The sequence below is a fragment of the Pseudomonas sp. B1-22 genome (assembly GCF_050474425.1).
Lineage (GTDB): Bacteria > Pseudomonadota > Gammaproteobacteria > Pseudomonadales > Pseudomonadaceae > Pseudomonas.
The window spans coordinates 846,674-869,360 of record NZ_JBCHVH010000001.1 but is presented as its reverse complement, the minus strand read 5'-3'; the positions used below and the strand labels follow the sequence as shown (position 1 = coordinate 869,360).

Sequence of the window (22,687 nt, the reverse complement as noted above, 5' to 3'; positions counted from 1 at the left end):
ATTGCGAATCAGACTTGTCCTGCGTCGACGGCACCCGAGTAATCGACTCGCCCCTTAGCACTCTGTTTATCTCAGTGTTGTATCCAAATGAAATTTCCTAGATAGCGCTTCAGCTACAGAGAGATAACTCGACAGAAGCTCAGAAGAATTTTATGCCACGCGCAATATTAGCCAAAAAATTTAAGAAAAGATTCTTCAGAATCTCAACCATAGACGAATTTCACTAATTTAATATTTATCCTTATTTCGAAAATTTCTAACTGAAATCTTGGCTTAACCTCCTCCCCCAAGCAACTCCCCGATCCCGCCAAAATATTGTATCATTTTTGAGAAAATTGGACGTTTTTCAGAGCATAGTCTACAGAGACTAAAACACACTCTCGATAAGGATATTGAGCCTCATGAAAAACATAACGCAAGCACTCGCAGCGCTTTTCATTGCCTTTGCGCTCTCAATCTCTAATGCAGCCGATCTAATTGGTGATAATGCTCCGGCAGCTGGAGCTGAAAATTCGGGTCGCTGGTGGTTAGACCCAAATAATAACAAAATGAAGAATATGCTCTTAACTCCTGACAAAATTATAAAATTTCAAGTTGAGCAAGAAAGAAAGCTGAAGGATACCCCAGGATCAAAAACTGAAATATATGAGCAATACTGGAAGACCTACTCTTCCACAGATCTTGGGGCCTACCACCCGGACAATGCACTTATCGAATACATCCCCAAGGTACCATTGAACAATTTTCTGGATACACCCAAGCCAAAAGATATAGATAAGATCACTGTGGACGGAGTTACTGGCGGCATTCTGGTAAAGAATTATCTGGGCAACCGGGTTGATAAGATTGACTTGCAAAATCGAATTTCTCAGTCAGGCAAATGCAAAGGCGGCCTGGACGAGCGCTATGTCTATGATTGTTTTACCGGGCTTGATACCGTCACTTCAAGTGCATATCCGGAAACATCCAAACGGCTAACTTACCTTAGAGCTCTGAGTGACCTTTCTTCGCTGGTTGACACCAGCGTTAGGCACGTATGCGCAATCTCCGTATATAAACCTGGCGTATGGATTACAGCCAAACACTGCATAAACAGCAGCTACAGCATAATTACTGGAAACGAGATCATCCCAATTAAAGGACTAGAGATAACCGACTGCGGAACTGATTGCGACGTATCATTTATTAAAACAAAGACACCCGACAATGCAGAAATACCAGATTTGATTGCCGACGGCTCAGACATCGAATGGAATACTGATCTATTCATTCCATCCATGGTTATTCACACTAACCTGGCCGAAATATTAGACAACGCCGGAAGCTATGACTTGCCAGACCCTAATATTGTCAAGTCAAAGTACAACCAAAAAGTTATCTGGAGCCCTTACGGGGAAGGATTTTGTAAGATATTAAAGCAGTACCCTAATGGATGCCTAATTCACGCCTGCAATAGTGTTGCAGGATTCTCTGGGGCCCCCATATATGGCTATGACACCAAAAGAGACAAGCTATTACTTCTAGGCATTCACTCCGGCAGTAGTAATTCTTACAACGGCTGCGAGCCAAGCAACAAGCAAAGGGTTAATTACGCCAAGCTGATCACTACGAATGGAGTAACAAAATGAAACCCCTGATAGCTGCCGCGTCAATTATTTTTCTGTTTGGCTGTGCCAGTCAGACGACGTCAGACGTCTTCGGAACTGGCAGTGTAGACTACAAAAAGATAAACATACAAAACCCTGTAGCCAGGGCTGAAACCAGACTTTTCATTAGAAATGGTAGTGGGTGCGATTATCTATCCACCCGGCCTGAAGGTGCGTTTGGGGTAGAGATTGGCTTATTCGTCGCAAAGCAAGGGCTTGACTACCTCGCAGAGTACATGAAAGCAAAGGCTGACTATCTCAGTTCGGACGTTACAATATCCGGCAAAAGCTCCTTATCAATAGAGGGCAGGCAGCCTTATTGGCCACAAGAAGAAAGCATAATGGCCATAGCTAAAGAAAAAGAGGGTATATTGCTCAAAGCGAAAAACCAAGCGATGGCCTTATATAAATCAGAAACAGATCCCGAGAAAAAGAAAAAGGCTATCGACGCAGCACTTGCAGAGGCATCAGCCAAATTTGACAAGGAAAGAGAAAAAACCGTAACCCTTACAAACTCTGACCAAGACCTCTGCATTCTTGTCATCGCCGGGAAGTATTATCCGAATGGTGATGGGAAAGCAGCTATGGATAAATTTGCACAGGCGAACAACGCAGATACTGGAAAGCTAGGAGACTATCACGCGAGCACGCCTACAATTCTTGTAACAGATGACGTTAAGCCATTCGATGGCTTGAAAGATGATCCAACGATGGTTCTTGAACTCCACGTTGTGGCCACTGAAAAGACAAATACGATACTATATACTATTGTCCCAACGAACTTATTCTACCCAAGACCTCTCCATAAGGGAACCGTAAATGGCCTTGAGAGAAAATTAACCATAACGACTAAGTTAGGAGACTTGCCGACCAGCATCACTCTTGATCATATGATTAGCGGAAGCCCCTATACGGTATCGCAGCTAGCCAAAGCCGCCAACAGCTTTGAGACAGATAAAGAGAGGAGATTCCAGCAGGTTGAGGTAACTGTGTCAGAGGGCCCGGACAAGCTCCCAACTGCCAAGGCGCTTAAAGCAGCAGCTGACAAGGAAGATCTGGCTTACAAAGCAATCGAAAAAAATCTGGTCAAGCTCTATGGCTCCAACGAGCAAAAAGCAGCTCTGAAGAAGTAATCTTCGTGTATCTACAAAAGCCCTCTCCGGAGGGCTTTTCATTGCCCCGTATACAACGCCCTACTTACGAACAGTCTAGGAAACCGATAATCTCATTGGAACCAGCCCAAGCCAGACGCACTGCAGGCCTTAACTTCCGGACCTTAACTATCAACCGCTCCAGCTATTCGCCATTATTTGCTATTTAAATAAAAACCAGGACTCATACCCTGCCTCGCAAATATTTTAGGTGCAGACACCAACCTGATCGCATCAAGGATGCGTAGGTTTTTCCATATTATTCTGGCCAACCAGTAGGGTGAAATCGCCTCCTTACATGAGCGAAAGTTCTTGATGTGTATTTTGATCAAGGAGTGCATGGCGTGAATTCCTTCTCGAGGGCGTCGCTGGCCTCCTGAGAATATCTAAGGATAGTATCAATAAGGCGTTATAATATTGCCTGTTATTGGTCTAATTCGATAGCGCCATCAGCCTGAGAATAAAGACGGCTTGCTGCCCAAGCGAACGAAGAAAATGAGGCATTTACTTCCCCAGTCTGAAAGTCCGCTTTTGGCCGGTTTCTGCCTGATGCAACCGGCCGTTTTGTATCGGTCGGTATTGTCCTGCTGAGCGGTCGCTCCTACAGCTAAGGAATGGCTTCGTGAATGGCCACTCTGAACAGTCGGCAGAATCGTACGCGGGTGAGACCTGTTTCATTCCGTCAGCAATGTCCTGATGTTCCGTCGCAGCTTTCAAGCGAAAGGTCTTACGTTCCTTTAGCCTTGCGGGCCTACAAGCGCCGTCTCTAGCCTCTTGGTCGCCGCAGCAACACCGCGGCCGGGCGTAGGACCCCGAGCAATGAGCAAACGACAGCGATAGCGCCAAAGCCATAAATGCGGGAGCAGTCCGTCCTGCAGATGTGGTGTTCTATGGCGGTCCGTGTAGGGAGGCTTCGGCCTGCCGGTTCTTGCTCCTCTGTTCCGGGTTCCTACCCCTGCACGGACCGCCTCTCCACCCGTAGGACGGTTGACTGGCGGTTCCTCATCCATAGAGGAGCACAGCCAATGCACTTCCCCCCTTTTATCCCCGCGCACCGCCCTTCCCCACTGCCCTTCCCCGCCCTCCATCCGGAGGCACACCATGCTTGAACTACAACTCGTTCCCCTGGCCACACAACCCGGCGAGGGCGTGTTCTTCATCAATGCGCTGGCGCCGCCCCAGCAGTTGCATGAAGCCGCGCTGCGGCGCCTGACGGCGGTGGAGGACCTGTTGCGGCTGATGGAAGACGACGCCGATCGCGGCCTGATCCATGCCACCGCGCGGTTCGCCTCGGCGCTCGCGCCACTGGTGGGCGAGGCGCGCCAGCTCTATGAACTCGCGCTGGAACATCCACGGAACAGGTCGGATGGGAATGTCGATGAACGCAGGTCCTGATCCGGCGATTGCGCACTACGCGACCGCCATGCAGGCCATCGATTCGTTGTGGACGATGTTGCTGCAACGCAACGACGCACCGGCGCTGGCGTTGCTGGAGACGACGCGGGAGCACATCGAGCAGGGTTTCTGGCTGGCCCACCTGCGGGTGCTGAGCAATGTCCGGGAGATTGCGGCGACGCCTTATTGCCGGCGCATTCCGCTGACGCCGAGCCAGGGCCGCAACCTCGACCTGCTGCGGCGCGGCATGCATGAGGCACAGTGCAGCCTGGCGCCGGACGGTTTGTCCGCGCCGTGGAATGCACTGTTCCTGGCGCGCCAGCGCTTCAGCGTCGGCATGGCTCGCAAGTGTTTCGAGACGGGTTACCTGATCCGCTTCTTCCAGTTGTTGCAGGAGGCGCGGCACGGCGTGTCGCACTGGTCGCTCGGCAATCGTTACATCACGCCGCTTGCCCACCCTCCCCGGCCGCCGGCATGACGCCGGCGTCAGGTCGCGTGGAGTGCCGGAGGGAGCTGCCCTTCCGGCCTCCGCGCGAGCTGTGCCATCTGGCGCGCGTTACTTGTTCGCGGTCAGCAGGCTGTAGCTGGTGATCAGGTTGCGATAATCCGGGATGTGCGCGGAGAACAGCGCCGCCAGCCCTTCGATGTCGTTGCGCCAGTCACGGTGCAGCTCACAGGCCACGCCGAACCAGGTCATCATCTGCGCGCCGGCGGCCTCCATGCGGCGCCAGGCGGCATCGCGGGTGACCTCGTTGAAAGTGCCGGAAGCGTCCGCCACCACGAACACATCGAAGCCCTCCTCCAGCGCCGACAGCGCCGGGAAGGCCACGCAGACCTCGGTCACCACGCCGGCGATGATCAGCTGCTTCTTGCCGGTGGCCTTGACCGCCTTGACGAAGTCCTCGTTGTCCCAGGCGTTGATGTTGCCCGGACGGGCAATGTACGGCGCATCGGGGAACAGGTCTTTCAGCTCCGGCACCAGCGGGCCGTTGGGGCCGGTTTCGAAACTGGTGGTGAGGATGGTCGGCAGCTTGAAGTACTTGGCCAGGTCGGCCAGGGCCAGGACGTTGTTCTTGAACTTGTCCGGTTCGATGTCGCGTACCAGCGAGAGCAGACCGGCCTGGTGATCGACCAGCAGTACGGCGGCCTGGGTCTTGTCGAGACGGACGTAGGGCTTGCTCATGGCATTTCCTCGTTTGCAGTTGGAAAGCCCGGCGCGAGCGCCGGGCAAGGGGTGAGTCAGCGTTGCGAGTCCAGTACTTCGTGCTCGGTCACTACCTGCTGCGCCTTGGTGTAGCTTTCGATCAGCAGACGGTAGTGAGGGAAGATTAGGCTATAGGCCTCGGCCCATTGGGCGGCGTCGGGGCGATTCCAGGTGCGCTGGATTTCCGAGGCCACCGCGGCGGTGTCCATCGGTACTACGCCGGCCTGTACCACGCGGGCCAGGGTGATTTCCTGGGCCATCTTCGAGTAGGTGCCGGAGGCGTCGATCACGGCAAATACCCGATAGCCGGCGTTGACCGCGCTGATGCTGGGGAAGGCCATGCACACGCTGGTGATGGTGCCAGCGATGATCAGGGTCTTCTTGCCGGTCTTCTCCACGGCGGCGACGAACTCGGGGTTGTCCCAGGCATTGATCTCACCCTTGCGCGCCACGTACTGGGCGTGCGGCGCGGCTTCGTGAATTTCAGGGATCAGCGGGCCGTTCGGCCCCTGCGGCACCGAGGCGGTGGTGATGACCGGAATCTTCGCCAGAGTGGCGATCCGCGCCAGGGTGATGGCGTTGTTGCGCAGCTCGGTCATGGGCATGTCCTTGACCGTCTGGAACAGGCCGCTCTGGTGATCGATGAGCAGCATGGCGGTGTCGTCGGGGTCGATCACCGGACGCTGGCCGTTGAAGTTGGCGATCTGAGAGAAGTTGCTCATGGTGGTTCTCCTCGGAAGGGCCGTCCCGGCCCTCGGTGCCCCTCGCATTCCAGCGGGGGAGATGTTCCAGACTAGGCGCCCGCCAAGTCCGGGATGTGACACTCATCGGCTCAGCTGGCCGAAGCGACCTTCGCGGAAGTCGTCGATGGCTTCGCGAATCTCGCGGTCGCTGTTCATCACGAAGGGGCCGTAGCCGACGATCGGCTCGTTTAGCGGCTCACCGCTGAGCAGCAGGACCAGGGCGTCGCTGTCCGCCTCCAGCAGCAGGCTGTCGCCGCGCCGGTCGAACAACGCCAGCTGCCCTTCACGCAGGCTTTCGCCGCTGGCCAGTCGCAGGTTGCCGCGCAGGACCACCAGGGCGGTGTTGCGCCCCGCGGTGACCCGCAGGTCCAGCGTGTGGCCCGCGTTCAGGCGCATGTCCCAGACATCCAGCGGACTGAAGGTATGGGCCGGCCCCGCCGCGCCGTCATAGCGGCCGGCGATCACCCGCAGGGTGCCGGCGCCGTCGGGCAGCTCGATCTGCGGAATGTCCGCCGCCAGCAGCGTCTGGTAGGCCGGGGCGGTGCGCTTGTCACGGGCCGGCAGGTTCACCCAGAGCTGCGCCATGTGCAGCGTGCCGCCGCTGCGGCTGAACTCCGGCGAGTGGAATTCCTCGTGGAGGATGCCGTCGCCGGCAGTCATCCATTGCACGTCGCCGGGGCCGATGCGGCCACCGCCACCGCTGGAGTCGCGGTGTTCCAGTTCGCCCTGGTAGACGATGGTCACCGTCTCGAAGCCGCGGTGCGGGTGCTGGCCGACGCCGCGCGGGCTGGCGCTGGGGGTGAAGTCATGGGGACCGGCGTGGTCCAGCAGCAGGAAGGGGCTCAGGTGCTCGCCCAGGTTGTCGTAGGAGAACAGCGAGCGGACCGGGAAGCCATCGCCGACCCAGTGCGGCCGGGGTGCGCTGTAGATGCCGAGAATCTGTTTCATGGGGTGCCTCCTGTAGTGCATGGGAGACACGATAAATCTGCAACAATGTGGTCGGTAGACGGCGATAATTCACCTCAGAGTTCCATCTGGAGAACACTGAAATGGAAGACCTCAACGATCTCTATTACTTCGCCCAGGTCGTCGAACATGGCGGCTTCGCCCCCGCCGGTCGCGCCCTGGACCAGCCCAAGTCGAAGCTCAGCCGGCGCATCGCCTCACTGGAGGAGCGCCTGGGCGTCCGCCTGATCCAGCGCTCCACCCGGCACTTTTCGGTGACCGAGATCGGCCAGGAGTACTACCGCCATTGCCTGGCGATGCTGGTGGAAGCCGAGGGCGCCGCCGAGGTGATCGAACGCCACCGCTCCGAGCCTCAGGGCGTGGTGCACCTGAGCTGTCCCACCGCCCTGCTGAACTTCTGGGTCGGACCGATGCTGGCGCGCTTCATGGTCGAGCACCCGCTGGTGGCGCTGCACGTGGACGCCACCAACCGCCAGGTGGACCTGATCCAGGAAGGTATCGACGTGGCCCTGCGGGTGCGCTTCCCGCCGCTGGAAAGCACCGACCTGGTGATGAAGGTGCTGGGCGAGAGCGGCCAGCGCGTGGTGGGCGCGCCGTCGCTGCGCGAGCGGCTGACGGCGCGGCCGATTCCTGCCGACGTGGCGGCATTGCCGACGCTGCACTGGGGCTCGGTGCAACGCGAATACCACTGGCAGCTGGACGGCCCCAAGGGCGCCAGCGCCCAGGTGCGCCACCACCCGCGACTGGTCACCGACGACCTGATGGCGCTGCGCCAGGCCGCGCTGGCCGGGGTCGGCGCGGTGCACCTGCCGGCGGTGGTGGTATGCGAGGACCTCAACAACGGCAACCTGGTCAACCTGCTGCCGGACTGGTCGCCGCGCACCGGGGTGGTTCATGCGGTGTTCCCCTCGCGGCGCGGACTGCTGCCATCGGTGCGGGCGCTGCTGGACTTTCTCGCCGAGGAGTTCGAGCGCAGCGACATGGCCTGAACGGCGCGTCCCTTAAGATTGCATTCAGATTCGCGGCGAATACTCCCCCAAACGAGTTATCACCATCGTGGGGGGAGTCATGACGCAATTCGAATGGGAGTCGCTGTTTCCGTTCCGTTTCGGCCCGCGCGACACGCACTTGGCGAGCCTGGGTCTGATTGGCCGTGACGACCCGCAACGACGCGAGATCGAAGCCTTCGTGCATGAGCGCTTCGGCCGCGCCCACCACGCCAACCTGCATCACTACCTGCCCGAGCTGCTCAGTCTGCGCGACCGCCACGGCGCGCTGGTGGCGGTGGCCGGCGTCCGCCTGGCGCAACGGGAGTCGCTGTTTCTCGAACGCTACCTGGACGAGCCGCTGGAGAGCCCGGTATCGCGCATCGCCGGCTACGCCGTGCCGCGCCAGGAGCTGGCGGAAGTGGGCAACCTGGCGGCCCGCAATGCCGGCAGCGCGCGCCTGATCATCGCCGCGATGACCTGGCTGCTGGCCGCGCGCGGGCTGCGCTGGGTGGCATTCACCGGCGCGGCGACGCTGCTCAACAGCTTCCATCGCCTGGGCCTGGAACCCACGGTCCTGGCGCCGGCCGACCCGGCGCGACTGAACGGCGAGCTGGCCGAATGGGGCACCTACTACGACCAGCATCCCCAGGTGTTCGCCGGCAGCATCCGCTACGGCCACGAACAACTGGAGAACAGCGGGACCTACCAGCGCCTGGGCTTCCCGGTACTGCTCTACCGGGCGAGACACGAACATGCAGCCTGAGCTGGACGACTTCCTGCATCTGTTGCGCCACCACGCCCGCAACCATGGCGAGCAGCTGGCGCTGCGTGGCGCAACCCAGCGCTACAGCTATGCGCAGATGCTGGAGGCCGTGGAACAACGCGCGGCGCACCTCGCTGCACAACCGGGAGGCGCCCTGGCCCTGGCCCTGGACAATGGCCCGGAGGCGCTGATCTGGGACCTCGCCGCCCTGTTCAGCCAACGCCCCTGCCTGATCCTGCCGCCCTTCTTCAGCTCCTCCCAGCGCGCCCACTGCCTGATGCAAAGCCAGGCCAGCCTGGCCCTGGTGGAACCCGGCATGGAGGACGAACTGCGCCGCAACGGCTTCAGTCGCGGCGAGACCTTCTGGTACCGCCCGGCCGTGGTGGACGCCGGCCTGCCCCTGGGCACGGCGAAGATCACCTACACCTCAGGCAGCACCGGCACGCCCAAGGGCGTGTGCCTGGATGCCGGTGCCCTGCTGCGTGTCGCCCGTGAGCTGGAAGTCGCCAGCCGGCCCGCGGAGCCCAGCCGTCATCTGGCCATCCTGCCGCTGGCAGTGCTGCTGGAAAACCTCGGCCTGTACGCCGCCCTTTACGCCGGCGCCACATTGACCCTGCTGTCCAGTGAGCAGATTGGCCTGGGGGGTTCGAGCAGCGTGGACTGGAAGCGCTTCCTCGGCGCCATCGCCCTGAGCGGGGCGCAGAGCCTGATCCTGGTGCCGCAGTTGCTGCTTGGCCTGGTCACCGCCATCGAGCGCGGCGGGATGCGTACCGGCCCGCTGAAGTTCGTCGCCGTGGGCGGCGCACGGGTGGCGCCGTCGCTGCTGCAGCGCGCCGCCGCCGTCGGGCTGCCGGTGTTCGAGGGTTACGGGCTCTCCGAGTGCGCCTCGGTGGTCTGCCTGAACCGCCCCGGCGCGGAACGGCCGGGCAGCGTGGGCCGCCCCCTGCCCCACGTGCAGGTGGAACTGGCCGACGATGGCGAGGTGCTGGTCAGCGGCTCGGCCATGCTCGGCTATCTCGGCGAACCGCCGCACCTTGGCCAGTGGTGGCCAACCGGTGACCTCGGCCACTTCGACGAGGACGGCTATCTGTACCTCGCCGGGCGCAAGAGGAACCAGTTCATCACCAGCTTCGGCCGCAACGTCAACCCGGAGTGGATCGAAGCCGAACTGACGCAGAACGGCATGGTGCTCCAGGCCTTCGTCCACGGCGAAGGCCTGCACCAGAACCTCGCCCTGCTCTGGCCGGTGGACCCGGCCTGCACCGACCAGGCCCTGGAACAGGCGGTGCGCCAGTGCAACCAGCAGCTGCCGGATTACGCCCGGGTACACCGCTGGGCGCGCCTGCCCGAACCCTTCAGCAGCGCCAGCGGCCTGCTCACCCCCAATGGCCGCCCGCGCCGCGCGGCCATCCTCGAGCGCTACCGCGAAACCCTTTCCGAAATGGTCACCGAGTGAGGTGTTGTCCCATGCCCTTCTTCGACACCCTGCAATCCGCCACCGCCCAGGAGCGCGAGGCGCTGTTCGGCGTCCTGGTGATTCGCGAGGCACTATCAGGCACCGTCAGCCTGGAGGGCTACATCGCCTTCCTGACCCAGGCCTATTACCACGTCCGCCATACCGTTCCGCTGATGATGGCCTGCGGCGCGCGCCTGCCGGCACACCTGGAGTGGCTGCGCGGCGCGGTATGCGAATACATCGACGAGGAATACGGCCACGAACGCTGGATTCTCGATGACATCACCGCCTGCGGCGGCGACGCCGAAGCCGTGCGCAGCGGTCGCCCGTCGCTGGCCATCGAGCTGATGGTGGCCTTCCTCTACGACCTCATCCAGCGCGGCAACCCGGTGGGATTGTTCGGCATGGTCAACGTGCTCGAAGGCACCAGCATCGCCCTCGCCAGCCAGGCCGCCGGCAGCATCCGCAGCAGCCTCGGCCTGCCCCCGGAAGCCTTCAGCTACCTGAGCTCCCACGGCGCGCTGGACCAGGACCACATGCAGACCTACCGCCGCCTGATGAACCGCCTGGAGGACCCGGCCGACCAGGAAGCGGTGACCCACGCGGCCAAGGTCGTCTACCGCCTGTACGCCGACATGTTCCGTGGCCTGCCGCGTGCCCGGGCACAGCAGGACGAGGTGCAGCATGCGTCTGTCTGAATGCCGCGTGGTGCTGACGGGCGCCAGCGGCGGCATCGGCCTGCCACTGGCCGAGCAACTCTGCGCGGCCGGCGCCCGGGTCCTGGCGGTGAGCCGTCACGCCGGGGCACTGGACGAGCTGATGCGGCGCTACCCGGAACACCTGCGCTGGCAGGCCGCCGACCTGCGCCATGGCGCCGATCGCCAGGCCGTGCTGGATGCGTTGCGGCGCAACGGCGGCGCCAACCTCCTGATCAACGCCGCCGGGGTCAACCAGTTCGCCATGCTCGACCAGCTGGAAGAGCCCTGCCTCGACGACATGATCGAACTGAACATCGGCGCCACCCTGCACCTCACCCGCCTGCTGCTGCCGACCCTGCGCGAGCAACGCCAGGCGCTGGTGGTCAACGTCGGCTCCATCTATGGCTCCATCGGTTATCCCGGCTATGCGGTCTACTGCGCCAGCAAGTTCGCCCTGCGCGGGTTCTCCGAGGCCCTGCGCCGCGAGCTGGCGGACACCTCGGTGAACGTGCTCTACGTCGCTCCGCGCACCACCCGTACCGGCATGAACAGCGCGGCGGCAATGGCACTCAACGAAGCGCTCAAGGCCAGCAGCGACGACCCCCGCGACGTCGCCCGGGCCGTGCTCGCCGCCATCGAAGCCGAACGCAGCGAACTGTACCTGGGCTGGCCGGAAAAACTCTTCGTGCGCATCAATGGCATGCTGCCCGGTATCGTCGACCGCGCGCTGCGCAAGCAACTGCCACTGATCCGCCGCCACAGCCGCCACGAGCAACAGCCCTGACGGCAGCCACGGCCACCCGGCCATGAGCGGGCCCGGCGCGGCGAGTTCGATGCTTTACTCAGGGAAATCCAGGCAGGACAGGACTGATCATGCGTTTGCTGTTGGTTGAGGACGACCAGGCCCTGGGCGAAGGCGTACGCACCGGCCTGCGCCAGGAGGGCTATACCATCGACTGGCTGCAGGACGGCGCAAGCGCACTGCACGCCCTGCAGACCGAGGAGTTCGACCTGGTGGTGCTCGACCTCGGGCTGCCACGGCTCGACGGCCTGCAGGTGCTCAGTCGCGTGCGCGCGTCGGGCTCGACGGTGCCGGTGCTGATCCTCACCGCCCGCGACGCCACGGACGATCGCATCGCCGGGCTGGACGCCGGCGCCGACGACTACCTGGTGAAACCCTTCGACCTCAATGAACTCCAGGCCCGCCTGCGCGCGCTGCTGCGCCGCAGCAGCGGTCGGGCGCGGGTGCTGATCGAGCACGCCGGGGTGAGCCTCGACCCTTCGACCCAGCAGGTCTTTTTCCAGGGCCGCGCCGTGGTGCTCACGCCCAAGGAATACCAGCTGCTGCACGAACTGCTGGCGCAACCGGGCCGGGTCTTCACCCGCGACCGCCTGACCCAGCTGCTCTATGGCTGGGATGAAAGCGCCGAAAGCAACACCCTGGAAGTGCACATCTCGCACCTGCGCAAGAAGCTGTTCAGCGGCCTGATCCGCACCGTGCGCGGCATCGGCTACCTGGTGGAAGCCTGATGACCTCGCTGCGCAGCCGCACCCTGTGGCGGGTGATGCTTCTGTTGCTGGTGGGCACGGGTCTGCTGGCGCTGTACAACTACCATGACAGCAGCCACGAGATTGCCGAAATCTACGACGCCCACCTGGCGCAGAACGCCCGCCTGCTGCAGGGTGTGATGAGCCTGCCGCTGGCCGGCGCCGAGCGACAGACGCTGTACCACGCCTTCAATGAGGCACTCAGCCAGTCCGGCGAGGGGCGCCCTGGCCACCCGTACGAAAACAAGCTGGCCTTCGTCGTCTGGAGCGATGACGGCGAGCTGCATGTGCGCTCCCCCAGCGCGCCGACCTTCGACACGCCGCCCAAGGCTCCCGGCTTCAGCAACGAGACCCTCGACGCCCAGCAGTGGCGCAGCTTCGTGCTGCCGGTACCGGCGCAGAAGCTGGTGATCTGGGTGGGCGAGCGTTACGACGTGCGCGACGATCTGGTCGGCCGCATCGTGCGCCACACCCTGATGCCCTACCTGGCCGGCAGCCTGGCGCTGGCGCTGCTGGTCTGGCTGGCCATCGGCTGGGGGCTGGAACCTCTGCAGAACATGGCGCGGGTGATCCGTGGCCGACATGCCGATTCGCTGGAACCCTTGCAACTGGTGCCGTTGCCGCGCGAGCTGGAGCCTATGCAGGCGGCGCTCAACCGCCTGCTCAGCCAGGTGGAATCCCTGCTCCACCGCGAGCATCGTTTCATCGCCGACGCGGCCCATGAAATGCGCACGCCCCTGGCGGTCCTGCGCCTGCACGCACAGAACGCCACCCAGGCGGACAGCGAGCAGGAGCGGCAGAAGGCCCTGGACTTCCTGATCGATGGGGTCGATCGGCTCAGCCGGGTGGTCAACCAGTTGCTGACCCTGGCGCGCCTGGAGCCGGCCGCCGACCGTAGCCACTGGAAGGTGCTGGATGTACAGGCATTGATCACCGACAGTCTCGCCGAGCTGACGCCCTGGATGCTGCGCCAGCAGGTGGAACCGGACCTTGAGATCGCCAGCGGCGATTACCTCACGCGAAGCGATCGCGGCGCGCTGGAAGTGGTCCTGCAGAACCTGGTCAGCAACGCGGTGAACTTCTCCCCCGCTGGCGCCACCGTGCGCATCGCCCTCGAACGCCAGGATGACGACCTGCTGCTGACCGTGCAGGACAGCGGCCCGGGGATCGAGGAAGCCCGGCTGGAGCGGGCCTTCGAGCGGTTCTACAGCGAAGGCAACCCCAATGGCGCAGGCCTGGGCCTGTCCATCGTCAACCGCGCGATGCAACGCCTGGGCGGCGACGTGAAGCTGAGCAACCGTCCCGAAGGCGGCCTCCAGGCCCGCGTACGTCTGCCCGTGCAGGCCCCGTCCCGGCCCTGAACTTCACCGCACGTCGAGATTATTGGCCTAACCCATTTAGCCGATGGAGATTTTCTTCCGACCTCTTATGCTTACAGAAAAAAGCACCCGCGCTCTGAGGTAAGGAGAAAGGGTCATGGGGAAGAATCTCAAGGAACATGCCACCGCGCCCTGCCGTCTGAAGAAAAAATACCCCGGACGTTCGAGAGTCAGGATGTCGAAGCAGGATGCTAGGAAACCCCCTACAGACGCCGCTGAAGCCCGGCCCTTACCATCCGCGCATTTCATCTACGTAACTGACTACCCCACCCAGCAATTCTTCATCCATGGCGACGCGTCCGAGGTTTGCAGAGTGATTGGTTTTGCCGCAGAGGTGCCGCCATGGGTAAATCGCTGAAGGAACGTGCGACGGTCATCTGCCGTCTCGACGACAAGATCCTCTTCGTCCGCAAGGCCCGGTCGAAATGGAACCTGCCCGGCGGGCGCATCGAACGGGACGAGCGCCCGGGCCAGGCCGCCTTGCGCGAACTGAACGAGGAAACCGGCCTGCACGCCGCGCAGCTCAGCTACCTCGCGCCGCTGGAGCTGTACCAGACGCTGCACTACGTGTTCGAGGCGCCGATCGACCCGGCCCAGCAACCCGTACCGCTAAACGAGATCGCCGATTGCCGCTGGTTCGGCCCGGAAGACGTCGAGCGGCGCAAGATCAACAAATCGGTGCGCCGCCTGCTGCGCACCTGCCTGTCCAGGGCGAGCTGAGCTCCGGCGGGCAACTCGGAGGTGCAAGGCGCCGGTGCTTCGCGGTATCTTCGGCGGCTTCTGAATGAACCCTCTGACAGGACTTTCCACCCATGCGCCGCGTCACCCTGCTCTGCGCCACCCTTTTGTGTTCCGCCACTGCCCTGGCCAAGGTCGAGGTGCAACCGGTGCAGCACAGCAAGGTCGGCCCGGTGCTGGCGGTGCGCATTTCCGAGGACATCGCCCCTGGGGACTACGAGCGACTGCTCAAGGGTCTGATGGGCAATCCCGGGAAGTTCGCGCGCAAGGTGGCGTTGCTCGACAGCATCGGCGGCAGCGCGGCGGAGTCGATCAAGATGGGGCGCCTGCTGCGCGAGTCCGGCTTCGAGACGCTGGTGCCGTCCAACAGCCTGTGCCAGGGCTCATGCGTCTACCTGCTGGCCGCCGGCAAGCGCAAGACGGTGCGCGGCTATGTCGGCCTGCACCGTCCCTACTACCCGGGCGGCGACTCGTCCCTGGCCAGCGGCGCGTACAACGCCCGCGGCTACCTGCGCGACATGGACATCCCACTTGCCCTGGCCGACGACATGCAGGGCATCGAACCGCAGAAGATGCGCGTACTCACGCCGCAGGAACTGGAGCGCTACCGCCTGGGCAGCGCCTCCAGCAGCATCAGCGCGCGCTGACGGAAATCCCTTCGGCCACCGACTCCGGCGTCTGCCGGATCGCACCCAAAGCGGGCTGGCTCAGACGCTCACGCCCGTAGAACGCCAGGGCGGTGCCCAGCATCGTCAGCCACACGAGAATGGCCGACCAGAAGGTGTGCGAAACGAAGTGCCAGCCCTGGGGCACGCGGGTGGTGCCGTAGATCATGCCGATGGTCATCACGGCAATGAACAGCTTGCGGGCGTGCTGCCAGCGATAACGACGGGCGACGAAATACAGCGCCAGCAGGGTGAAACCGCTGGAAGCATGGCCGCCCGGCCAGCAGCGCCCCTCGCCCGCCTCGTGCAGCAGGCTGAAGTTCTCGAACCACTCGCGCTTCTCGTGGACGCCGCCGTAGAGCGTGGTTTCCACCGGGCACCAGACACTGGTGTGGCTCTTGAAGTAATGCACCATGCCGGTGGTGATGGCGATCGATACCACCAGGAAGATGAAGTCGCGGCGATGCGCCACGAACCAGCGCAGCACCGGCGCGACCCGCACCTGCTCCAGCCAGGCGGTGAAGCGTCCCTTGGGCAACAGCGTCCAGGCGAAGGACAGCACCATCCCGATCACCGAAAGCTCACCCAGGGAGTTGGGCAGGATGCGCGGCAACTTGTGGGTCAGCTTCTCGAACAGACGGTCGTGCTGCAGCACGAAGGTCTTCGTCAGCGGGTCGTAGAAGTGGTTGCTGATCAGCACATCCAGGTTGGTCAGGTCGAAGGTGCAGAACAGCAGTACCGCCAGAAGCAGCGGTACACCCAGGGTGATCAGGTAGAAACGTGTTGCGGACATGCAGGGTCCTTGCGGGGTCAACGGATCGGTGCGACGGCGGCCCATTGATCGGCATCCAGGTAGCCGAGCAGCTTGGGTGCGGTGCTGCCGTCGCTGATGAGGAACAGCGACGACGCATAGTCGGGTGTCGCCGGTTCGGCGATGCTCACGGTGGCCTCCAGATCCTCGATGCACTCGCTATGGGTCACCAGGATCAGGTTGCGGTGGGGAACCTTGTGTTGCCGGGCATCGCGCAGCATCGAGCCCCGGCAGCTGGCCAGCCACTCCTGCTGCGCCGGGGCCTGGCCGAACATCGAGGCAGCGGTCTGCTCGGCGCGGATTTTCGGGCTGCTGAGGATGTCGCTGTCGGTCAGGCCGAGTACGCGGAAGTGTTCGCCCAGCACCTGGGCTTCAGCCTGGGCACGCACGGTAATGCCTTCGGGCGAGGCCAGGCAGGGGGAATCGGAGCGGTCGCAACGCTCGGCGTGGCGCACCAGGACGATCAGGTCACCCTTGCGCCAGTGCTCGCGCAGCGCATCGAGACTGGCCTGGTCGTGGGCGATGTTCTCGGCGGCCGGCGGGCGAATGAGCCAGAAGCCGCTGATCAGCCCCAGGACGAGTACCACCAGCGGCACCACCAGCAAGCGCTTGGCAAGGATTCGTCGCACGTTACGGGCGAAGGGCATTGGCATTTGATTTCCGCTGGCTGGCATTCGAGGCTGCTTCCCTGCCCTACCCGGAATGCTCTGTGGCACACCGAGACCCTGCCCGCTCCTGGGCTCACATCGCACGGCTGGGTGTCGGATGTCGGGCGAGGAGAACGTAGCGCCGAGAGTGTGAAGATGGCGTCATGAATTGCTGAAGATGTCGTTACCACCCACCTGGACCTTGAGGACGCCGGGCACACGAGCGTTCAGGCCGATGACCGCCCGTCGAGAAGGCGCGCCAGGCGAGCCTCTCTGTCGCCCGGCGACACGCCGGGAGGCATGGGAGTACGGTATAAACAAGGCACTTTGCCACCAGGATGCGCACATGCAGTACGACGCCCCTTCCGACAGCGCGGTATACAAGACCTTGCTCGAATCGACCCAGGCCATCCCCTGGAAGATCGACTGGAAGACCATGACCTTCGCCTACATCGGCCCGCAGATCGAAGCGCTGCTGGGCTGGAGCCAGTCGAGCTGGATCAGCGCCAACGACTGGGCCGAACGCATGCATCCCGAGGACCGTGAGCGGGTCGTGGGCTTCTGCGTGTCGCAGTCGCGCGAGGGCACCGACCACGAGGCCGACTACCGGGCGCTCACCGCCACCGGCGACTACGTGTGGATTCGCGACGTGGTGCACGTGGTGCGCGACGCCAACGGCGAGGTGGAATCGCTGGTCGGCTTCATGTTCGACATCAGCGAGCGCAAGCGCGCCGAGGAACAGCTGATCATGCTGCAGCGCCAGCTGGAGGAGTATTCCTACAAGGACGGCCTGACCGGCGTGGCCAACCGGCGCATGTTCGACTCGGTGCTGGACACCGAATGGGGCAGTGCCCAGCGCAGCGGCCAGCCGCTGTCGCTGGTCCTCCTCGATATCGACTACTTCAAGCAGTACAACGACCACTACGGCCACGTCCAGGGCGACGACTGCCTGCGCAGCGTCGGCAAGGCGCTGGCCGGCGCGCTGCACCGCCCGCGCGACTTCATCGCGCGCTTCGGCGGCGAGGAGTTCGTCCTGGTGCTGCCGGAAACCGACAGCGAGGCGGCGGCCCAGGTCGCCGAGCGCTGCCGCCACGTCATCCGCGAGCAGCGCATCGCCCATGAGCAGTCCCGCGTCGCCCCGCTGCTGACCATCAGCCTGGGCGTCGGTACCGCTGTGCCGCATGCGGGGGATCGCCCGCTGGACTTCGTGGCGGCGGTCGACCGGCTGCTCTACCAGGCCAAGCAGGACGGACGCAATCGGCTGGCAGTGGCGCAATGGGCGCGTGGCGAGGACCTGCGACTGGACGGCACGCGCTGATTCGACGACCTGCCCCGACAGGCGCGCCCGGGCTGACTAAGCTCTAACCCACGCGCGCGTGCCGGCGGCAGGCAGCGAAGTTCGGAAACGGACTTCGACCTTTCCGCCAAACTGGCGGTGGGACTGGCCCCGGAGCCGGCATAGCGTAGAGCCGACCCCGTAACCAGGACCCCTGACCATGCACGACATCGACCCCGTGGAAACCCAGGAATGGCTGGACGCGCTGGAATCCGTACTGGAAAAGGAAGGTGAGGACCGCGCCCGCTACCTGATGACCCGCCTCGGCGAGCTGGCCAGCCGCACCGGCACCCAACTGCCCTACGCCATCACCACGCCGTACCGCAACACCATCCCGGCCGGACACGAGGCGCGTATGCCCGGCGACCTGTTCATGGAGCGCCGCATCCGCTCCCTGGTGCGCTGGAACGCCCTGGCCATGGTGATGCGCGCCAACCACAAGGACCCGTCCCTGGGAGGCCACATCTCCACCTTCGCCTCCTCGGCGACCCTCTACGACATCGGCTTCAACTACTTCTTCAACGGCCCCACCGAGGAACACGCCGGCGACCTGATCTACTTCCAGGGCCATGCCTCGCCGGGCATCTACGCCCGCGCCTACATCGAGGGGCTGGTCAGCGACGAGCAATTGGTGAACTTCCGCCAGGAGGTGGACGGCAAGGGTCTCTCCTCCTACCCGCACCCACGGCTGATGCCGCACTTCTGGCAATTCCCCACGGTGTCCATGGGGCTGGGGCCGATCCAGGCGATCTACCAGGCGCGCTTCATGAAGTACCTGGAGAGCCGGGGCTTCATCCCTGCCGGCAAACAGAAGGTCTGGTGCTTCCTCGGCGATGGCGAGACCGACGAGCCCGAATCCCTCGGCGCCATCTCCCTGGCCGGGCGCGAGAAGCTGGACAACCTGATCTTCGTGGTGAACTGCAACCTGCAGCGCCTCGACGGCCCGGTGCGCGGCAACGGCAAGATCATCCAAGAGCTGGAAGGTGTGTTCCGTGGCGCCAACTGGAACGTGATCAAGGTGATCTGGGGCCGCTTCTGGGACCCGCTGTTCGCCAAGGACCATGCCGGCCTGCTGCAGGCGCGCATGGACGAGGCGGTGGACGGCGACTACCAGAACTACAAGGCCAAGGACGGGGCGTACGTGCGCGAGCACTTCTTCGGCGCGCGGCCGGAGCTGCTGGAGATGGTCAAGGACCTCTCCGACGAGGAAATCTGGAAGCTCAATCGCGGCGGCCATGACCCCTACAAGGTCTACGCCGCCTACCATGCGGCGGTGAACCACAAGGGCCAGCCCAGCGTGGTACTGGCCAAGACCATCAAGGGCTACGGCACCGGCACGGGCGAGGCGAAGAACATCGCCCACAACATCCACGAGATCGACGTGGACAGCCTGCGCGCCTTCCGCGACCGCTTCGACATCCCGATCCGCGACGATGACCTCGCCAAGCTGCCCTTCTACCGCCCCGAGGAAGGCAGCGCCGAGGCGCGCTACCTGAAGGAGCGTCGCGCCACCCTCGGCGGCTTCATGCCCCACCGCCACGGCAACAGCGAGCGCATCCCGACACCGCCGCTCGACACCCTCAAGGCCATGCTCGACGGCACCGGCGACCGGGAAATCTCCACCACCATGGCCTTCGTGCGGATCATCTCGCAGCTGGTCAAGGACAAGGAGCTGGGCCCGCGCATCGTCCCGATCATCCCCGACGAAGCGCGCACCTTCGGCATGGAAGGCATGTTCCGCCAGCTGGGCATCTACTCCTCGGTCGGCCAGCTCTACGAGCCCGTCGACAAGGAACAGCTGATGTTCTACCGCGAGGACAAGAAGGGCCAGATCCTCGAGGAAGGCATCACCGAGGCCGGCGCCATGTCCTCCTTCATCGCCGCCGGCACCGCCTACAGCAACTACCGCCAGCCGATGCTGCCGTTCTACATCTTCTACTCGATGTTCGGCTTCCAGCGCATTGGCGACCTGGCCTGGGCCGCCGGCGACAGCCTGACCCGCGGCTTCCTGCTCGGCGGCACCGCCGGGCGCACCACGCTCAACGGCGAAGGCCTGCAGCACGAGGACGGCCACAGCCACGTGCTGGCCTCGGTGATCCCCAACTGCCGTACCTACGACCCGACCTACTCCTACGAGCTGGCGGTGATCATCCAGGAAGGCGTGCGGCAGATGATGGAGGAGCAGCAGGACGTCTTCTATTACATCACCGTGATGAACGAGAACTACCCGCACCCGCCGCTGCCCGAGGGCGCCGCCGCCGGGATCATCAAGGGCATGTACCTGCTCGACGAGGACCGCCGCTCCGCCGCGCACCACGTGCAGCTGCTCGGTTCAGGGACCATCCTGCGCGAGGTCGAGGCGGCGGCGAAGATCCTCCGCGAGGAGTTCGGCGTCGGCGCCGACGTCTGGTCGGTGCCCAGCTTCAACGAACTGCGCCGCGACGGCCTGGCGGTGGAACGCTGGAACCGCCTGCACCCGGGGCAGAAGCCCAGGTCCAGCTATGTCGAGGAATGCCTGGGCGGGCGCCGGGGTCCGGTGATCGCCTCCACGGACTACATGAAGGTCTACGCCGAGCAGATCCGCCAGTGGGTTCCGAGCAAGGAATACAAGGTGCTGGGCACCGACGGCTTCGGCCGCAGCGACACCCGCGCCAGGCTGCGCCACTTCTTCGAGGTGGACCGCCACTGGGTGGTGCTGGCCGCCCTGGAGGCCCTGGCCGACCGTGGCGACATCGAGCCTAAGGTGGTGGCCGAGGCCATCGCCAAGTTCGGCCTCGACCCCGAAAAACCCAACCCGCTGGATTGCTGAGGAAAGCACGATGAGCGAGATCATCCGCGTACCCGACATCGGCAATGGCCAGGGCGAAGTCATCGAACTGCTGGTCAAGGTCGGCGACCGCGTGGAGGCCGAACAGAGCCTGCTGACGCTGGAGTCGGACAAGGCCAGCATGGAAATCCCCTGCCCCCGCGCCGGCGTGGTGAAAGCCATCAAGGCGAAGGTGGGCGACACCCTCAAGGAAGGCGACGAGATTCTCGAACTGGAAGCGGAAGGCGCCGCCGCTGAAGCTCCGGCCCAGACGTCTGCCCCGCCCGCCGCCGAACCACCGAAACCGGCTGCCGCCCCCGCGCCGCAACCTGTCTCCAGCGGTGGCGGCGTGGAAACCATCAAGGTGCCGGACATCGGCAACGGACAGGGCGAGATCATCGAACTGATGGTCAAGGTCGGCGACCGCATCGAAGCCGACCAGAGCCTGCTGACGCTGGAATCCGACAAGGCCAGCATGGAGATCCCCGCGCCCAAGGCCGGCGTGGTGAAGGCCATCAAGGTGAAGATCGGCGACACGCTCAAGGAAGGCGACGACATCCTCGAACTGGAAACCGCAGACGGTACGCCGGCGGCTAGTGCGCCTGCGGCAGCAGCCCCCTCGCCGGCACCGAGTGCGGAGAAACCCACCGCCCCCGCCACGCAGGCCGCCGAACCGCCCAAGGCTGCGGACGCAGCTCCGGTCGGCGCCCCCAGCCGCGACGGCACCAAGGTTCACGCCGGCCCGGCCGTGCGCATGGTCGCCCGCGAGTTTGGTGTCGAGCTGGCGCAGGTAAAGGGCACCGGCCCGAAAGGCCGCATCCTCAAGGAAGACGTGCAGGCGTTCGTGAAGGAACAACTGCAAAGCAGCAAGTCCGGCGCGGCGGCAGCAGCAACCGGCGGCGCGGGCATCCCGCCGATCCCGGAAGTCGACTTCAGCAAGTTCGGCGAAGTGGAGGAAGTGGCGATGACCCGCCTGATGCAGGTCGGCGCCGCCAACCTGCATCGCAGCTGGCTCAACGTGCCCCACGTCACCCAGTTCGAGTCCGCCGACATCACCGAGGCGGAGGCCTTCCGCATCGCGCAGAAGGCGGTTGCCGAGAAGGCCGGAACCAAGCTGACCATCCTGCCGATCCTGCTGAAAGCCTGTGCTCACTTGCTGCGCGAACTGCCAGACTTCAACAGCTCTCTGGCCCCCGGCGGCAAGGCGCTGATCCGCAAGAAGTACGTGCACATCGGCTTCGCCGTGGACACCCCGGACGGCCTGCTGGTGCCGGTGATCCGCGACGTGGACAGGAAGGGGCTGCTGCAACTCGCCCTTGAGGCCGCCGAGCTGGCGGAGAAGGCGCGGACCAAGAAACTCTCGGCCGACGCCATGCAGGGCGCGTGTTTCACCATCTCCAGCCTCGGCCACATCGGCGGCACCGGCTTCACGCCCATCGTCAACGCGCCGGAAGTGGCGATCCTCGGCGTGAGCAAGGCGACGATTCAGCCGGTGTGGGATGGCAAGGCCTTCCAGCCGAGGCTGATGCTTCCGTTGTCGCTGTCCTATGACCACCGGGTGATCAACGGGGCGGCGGCGGCGCGGTTCACCAAACGGCTGGGTGAGTTGCTGGGGGATATACGCAGTCTGCTCCTGTAACGCCGGAGCAGACCTGTAGGAGCGCCCCATGGGCACGATCGCGGGCATGGCCCGCTCCTACGAGAGCGTCCTGTGCTCGGGCCTGCCCTCACCCTAGCCCTCTCCCA

The 22,687-nt window shown here is 63.5% G+C and carries 22 protein-coding genes; 17 read left to right on the top strand and 5 right to left on the bottom strand.

Annotation, left to right across the window (positions count from 1 at the left end):
* Positions 1–401 precede the first annotated feature (401 nt).
* The 4 genes from ACQ5BL_RS04105 (at position 402) to ACQ5BL_RS04090 (ending at position 4,670) form a co-directional block, all read left to right on the top strand.
* Complete coding sequence (locus tag ACQ5BL_RS04105; protein ID WP_243804921.1) at positions 402–1,628, top strand: hypothetical protein; 1,227 nt, start codon at positions 402–404, stop codon at positions 1,626–1,628.
* Entirely contained in the window at positions 1,625–2,779 is a 1,155-nt protein-coding gene (locus ACQ5BL_RS04100; protein WP_243804922.1) for a hypothetical protein, read from the top strand. Before ACQ5BL_RS04105 ends, ACQ5BL_RS04100 begins: the two co-directional genes overlap by 4 nt.
* A gap of 1,119 nt (positions 2,780–3,898) precedes the next feature.
* On the top strand, positions 3,899–4,192 hold the full coding sequence (locus tag ACQ5BL_RS04095) for a hypothetical protein (protein ID WP_243804923.1): 294 nt from the start codon (positions 3,899–3,901) through the stop codon (positions 4,190–4,192).
* Complete coding sequence (locus tag ACQ5BL_RS04090; RefSeq protein ID WP_243804924.1) at positions 4,176–4,670, top strand: hypothetical protein; 495 nt, start codon at positions 4,176–4,178, stop codon at positions 4,668–4,670. The genes ACQ5BL_RS04095 and ACQ5BL_RS04090 overlap by 17 nt, the downstream gene beginning before the upstream one ends.
* A gap of 78 nt (positions 4,671–4,748) precedes the next feature.
* Here ACQ5BL_RS04090 and ycaC read toward each other — a convergent pair whose 3' ends face one another.
* The 3 genes from ycaC to ACQ5BL_RS04075 all read right to left on the bottom strand — a co-directional run bounded on the left by ycaC (position 4,749) and on the right by ACQ5BL_RS04075 (position 7,087).
* Positions 4,749–5,375, bottom strand: coding sequence for an isochorismate family cysteine hydrolase YcaC (gene ycaC, locus ACQ5BL_RS04085; protein ID WP_243804925.1), 627 nt, complete (start codon positions 5,373–5,375; stop codon positions 4,749–4,751).
* A 56-nt stretch (positions 5,376–5,431) separates the two neighbouring features.
* Positions 5,432–6,118, bottom strand: a complete 687-nt coding sequence (locus tag ACQ5BL_RS04080; protein ID WP_207886558.1) for a hydrolase — start codon at positions 6,116–6,118, stop codon at positions 5,432–5,434.
* A 102-nt stretch (positions 6,119–6,220) separates the two neighbouring features.
* Positions 6,221–7,087 (bottom strand): pirin family protein, encoded by an 867-nt coding sequence (locus ACQ5BL_RS04075; RefSeq protein ID WP_243804926.1) that lies wholly within the window; start codon positions 7,085–7,087, stop codon positions 6,221–6,223.
* Between the two features lie 101 nt (positions 7,088–7,188).
* On the opposite strand from ACQ5BL_RS04075, the gene ACQ5BL_RS04070 reads away from it, so the two are divergent.
* The 10 genes from ACQ5BL_RS04070 to ACQ5BL_RS04025 all read left to right on the top strand — a co-directional run bounded on the left by ACQ5BL_RS04070 (position 7,189) and on the right by ACQ5BL_RS04025 (position 15,323).
* Positions 7,189–8,094, top strand: a complete 906-nt coding sequence (locus ACQ5BL_RS04070) for a LysR family transcriptional regulator (protein WP_243804927.1) — start codon at positions 7,189–7,191, stop codon at positions 8,092–8,094.
* Positions 8,095–8,173: 79 nt separating this feature from the next.
* Complete coding sequence (locus ACQ5BL_RS04065) at positions 8,174–8,857, top strand: thermostable hemolysin (RefSeq protein WP_243804928.1); 684 nt, start codon at positions 8,174–8,176, stop codon at positions 8,855–8,857.
* The gene (locus tag ACQ5BL_RS04060; RefSeq protein WP_243804929.1) at positions 8,847–10,313 is read left to right on the top strand and encodes an AMP-binding protein; all 1,467 of its coding nucleotides are present in this window, start codon (positions 8,847–8,849) and stop codon (positions 10,311–10,313) included. Before ACQ5BL_RS04065 ends, ACQ5BL_RS04060 begins: the two co-directional genes overlap by 11 nt.
* A gap of 11 nt (positions 10,314–10,324) precedes the next feature.
* Entirely contained in the window at positions 10,325–11,011 is a 687-nt protein-coding gene (locus ACQ5BL_RS04055) for a TenA family transcriptional regulator (protein WP_243804930.1), read from the top strand.
* A complete protein-coding gene (locus tag ACQ5BL_RS04050; RefSeq protein WP_243804931.1) occupies positions 10,998–11,795 on the top strand; it encodes an SDR family oxidoreductase in 798 nt (265 codons plus the stop codon). Before ACQ5BL_RS04055 ends, ACQ5BL_RS04050 begins: the two co-directional genes overlap by 14 nt.
* An 89-nt stretch (positions 11,796–11,884) precedes the next feature.
* Positions 11,885–12,541, top strand: coding sequence for a response regulator (locus ACQ5BL_RS04045; protein WP_243804932.1), 657 nt, complete (start codon positions 11,885–11,887; stop codon positions 12,539–12,541).
* A complete protein-coding gene (locus ACQ5BL_RS04040; RefSeq protein ID WP_243804933.1) occupies positions 12,541–13,920 on the top strand; it encodes a sensor histidine kinase in 1,380 nt (459 codons plus the stop codon). Before ACQ5BL_RS04045 ends, ACQ5BL_RS04040 begins: the two co-directional genes overlap by 1 nt.
* Before the next feature lie 115 nt (positions 13,921–14,035).
* On the top strand, positions 14,036–14,296 hold the full coding sequence (locus ACQ5BL_RS04035; protein WP_207886549.1) for a hypothetical protein: 261 nt from the start codon (positions 14,036–14,038) through the stop codon (positions 14,294–14,296).
* The gene (locus ACQ5BL_RS04030; RefSeq protein WP_430292786.1) at positions 14,281–14,658 is read left to right on the top strand and encodes an NUDIX hydrolase; all 378 of its coding nucleotides are present in this window, start codon (positions 14,281–14,283) and stop codon (positions 14,656–14,658) included. The genes ACQ5BL_RS04035 and ACQ5BL_RS04030 overlap by 16 nt, the downstream gene beginning before the upstream one ends.
* A gap of 92 nt (positions 14,659–14,750) precedes the next feature.
* Positions 14,751–15,323, top strand: coding sequence for a hypothetical protein (locus ACQ5BL_RS04025; protein WP_207886547.1), 573 nt, complete (start codon positions 14,751–14,753; stop codon positions 15,321–15,323).
* On the opposite strand, the gene ACQ5BL_RS04020 is transcribed toward ACQ5BL_RS04025, so the two are convergent.
* Together ACQ5BL_RS04020 and ACQ5BL_RS04015 are read right to left on the bottom strand one after the other, a co-directional pair.
* Positions 15,310–16,134 carry a phosphatase PAP2 family protein gene (locus ACQ5BL_RS04020; protein ID WP_243804934.1) on the bottom strand — a complete coding sequence of 275 codons (825 nt, stop codon included), beginning with the start codon at positions 16,132–16,134 and terminating at the stop codon, positions 15,310–15,312. The genes ACQ5BL_RS04025 and ACQ5BL_RS04020 overlap by 14 nt on opposite strands.
* 17 nt (positions 16,135–16,151) lie before the next feature.
* Positions 16,152–16,805 (bottom strand): histidine phosphatase family protein, encoded by a 654-nt coding sequence (locus ACQ5BL_RS04015; RefSeq protein WP_243804935.1) that lies wholly within the window; start codon positions 16,803–16,805, stop codon positions 16,152–16,154.
* A gap of 340 nt (positions 16,806–17,145) precedes the next feature.
* On the opposite strand from ACQ5BL_RS04015, the gene ACQ5BL_RS04010 reads away from it, so the two are divergent.
* The 3 genes from ACQ5BL_RS04010 (at position 17,146) to aceF (ending at position 22,580) form a co-directional block, all read left to right on the top strand.
* Positions 17,146–18,117 carry a GGDEF domain-containing protein gene (locus ACQ5BL_RS04010; RefSeq protein WP_207886544.1) on the top strand — a complete coding sequence of 324 codons (972 nt, stop codon included), beginning with the start codon at positions 17,146–17,148 and terminating at the stop codon, positions 18,115–18,117.
* Between the two features lie 178 nt (positions 18,118–18,295).
* The gene (aceE, locus tag ACQ5BL_RS04005) at positions 18,296–20,944 is read left to right on the top strand and encodes a pyruvate dehydrogenase (acetyl-transferring), homodimeric type (protein WP_243804936.1); all 2,649 of its coding nucleotides are present in this window, start codon (positions 18,296–18,298) and stop codon (positions 20,942–20,944) included.
* 10 nt (positions 20,945–20,954) lie between these two features.
* Positions 20,955–22,580 carry a dihydrolipoyllysine-residue acetyltransferase gene (gene aceF / locus ACQ5BL_RS04000; protein WP_430292785.1) on the top strand — a complete coding sequence of 542 codons (1,626 nt, stop codon included), beginning with the start codon at positions 20,955–20,957 and terminating at the stop codon, positions 22,578–22,580.
* Positions 22,581–22,687 lie beyond the last annotated feature (107 nt).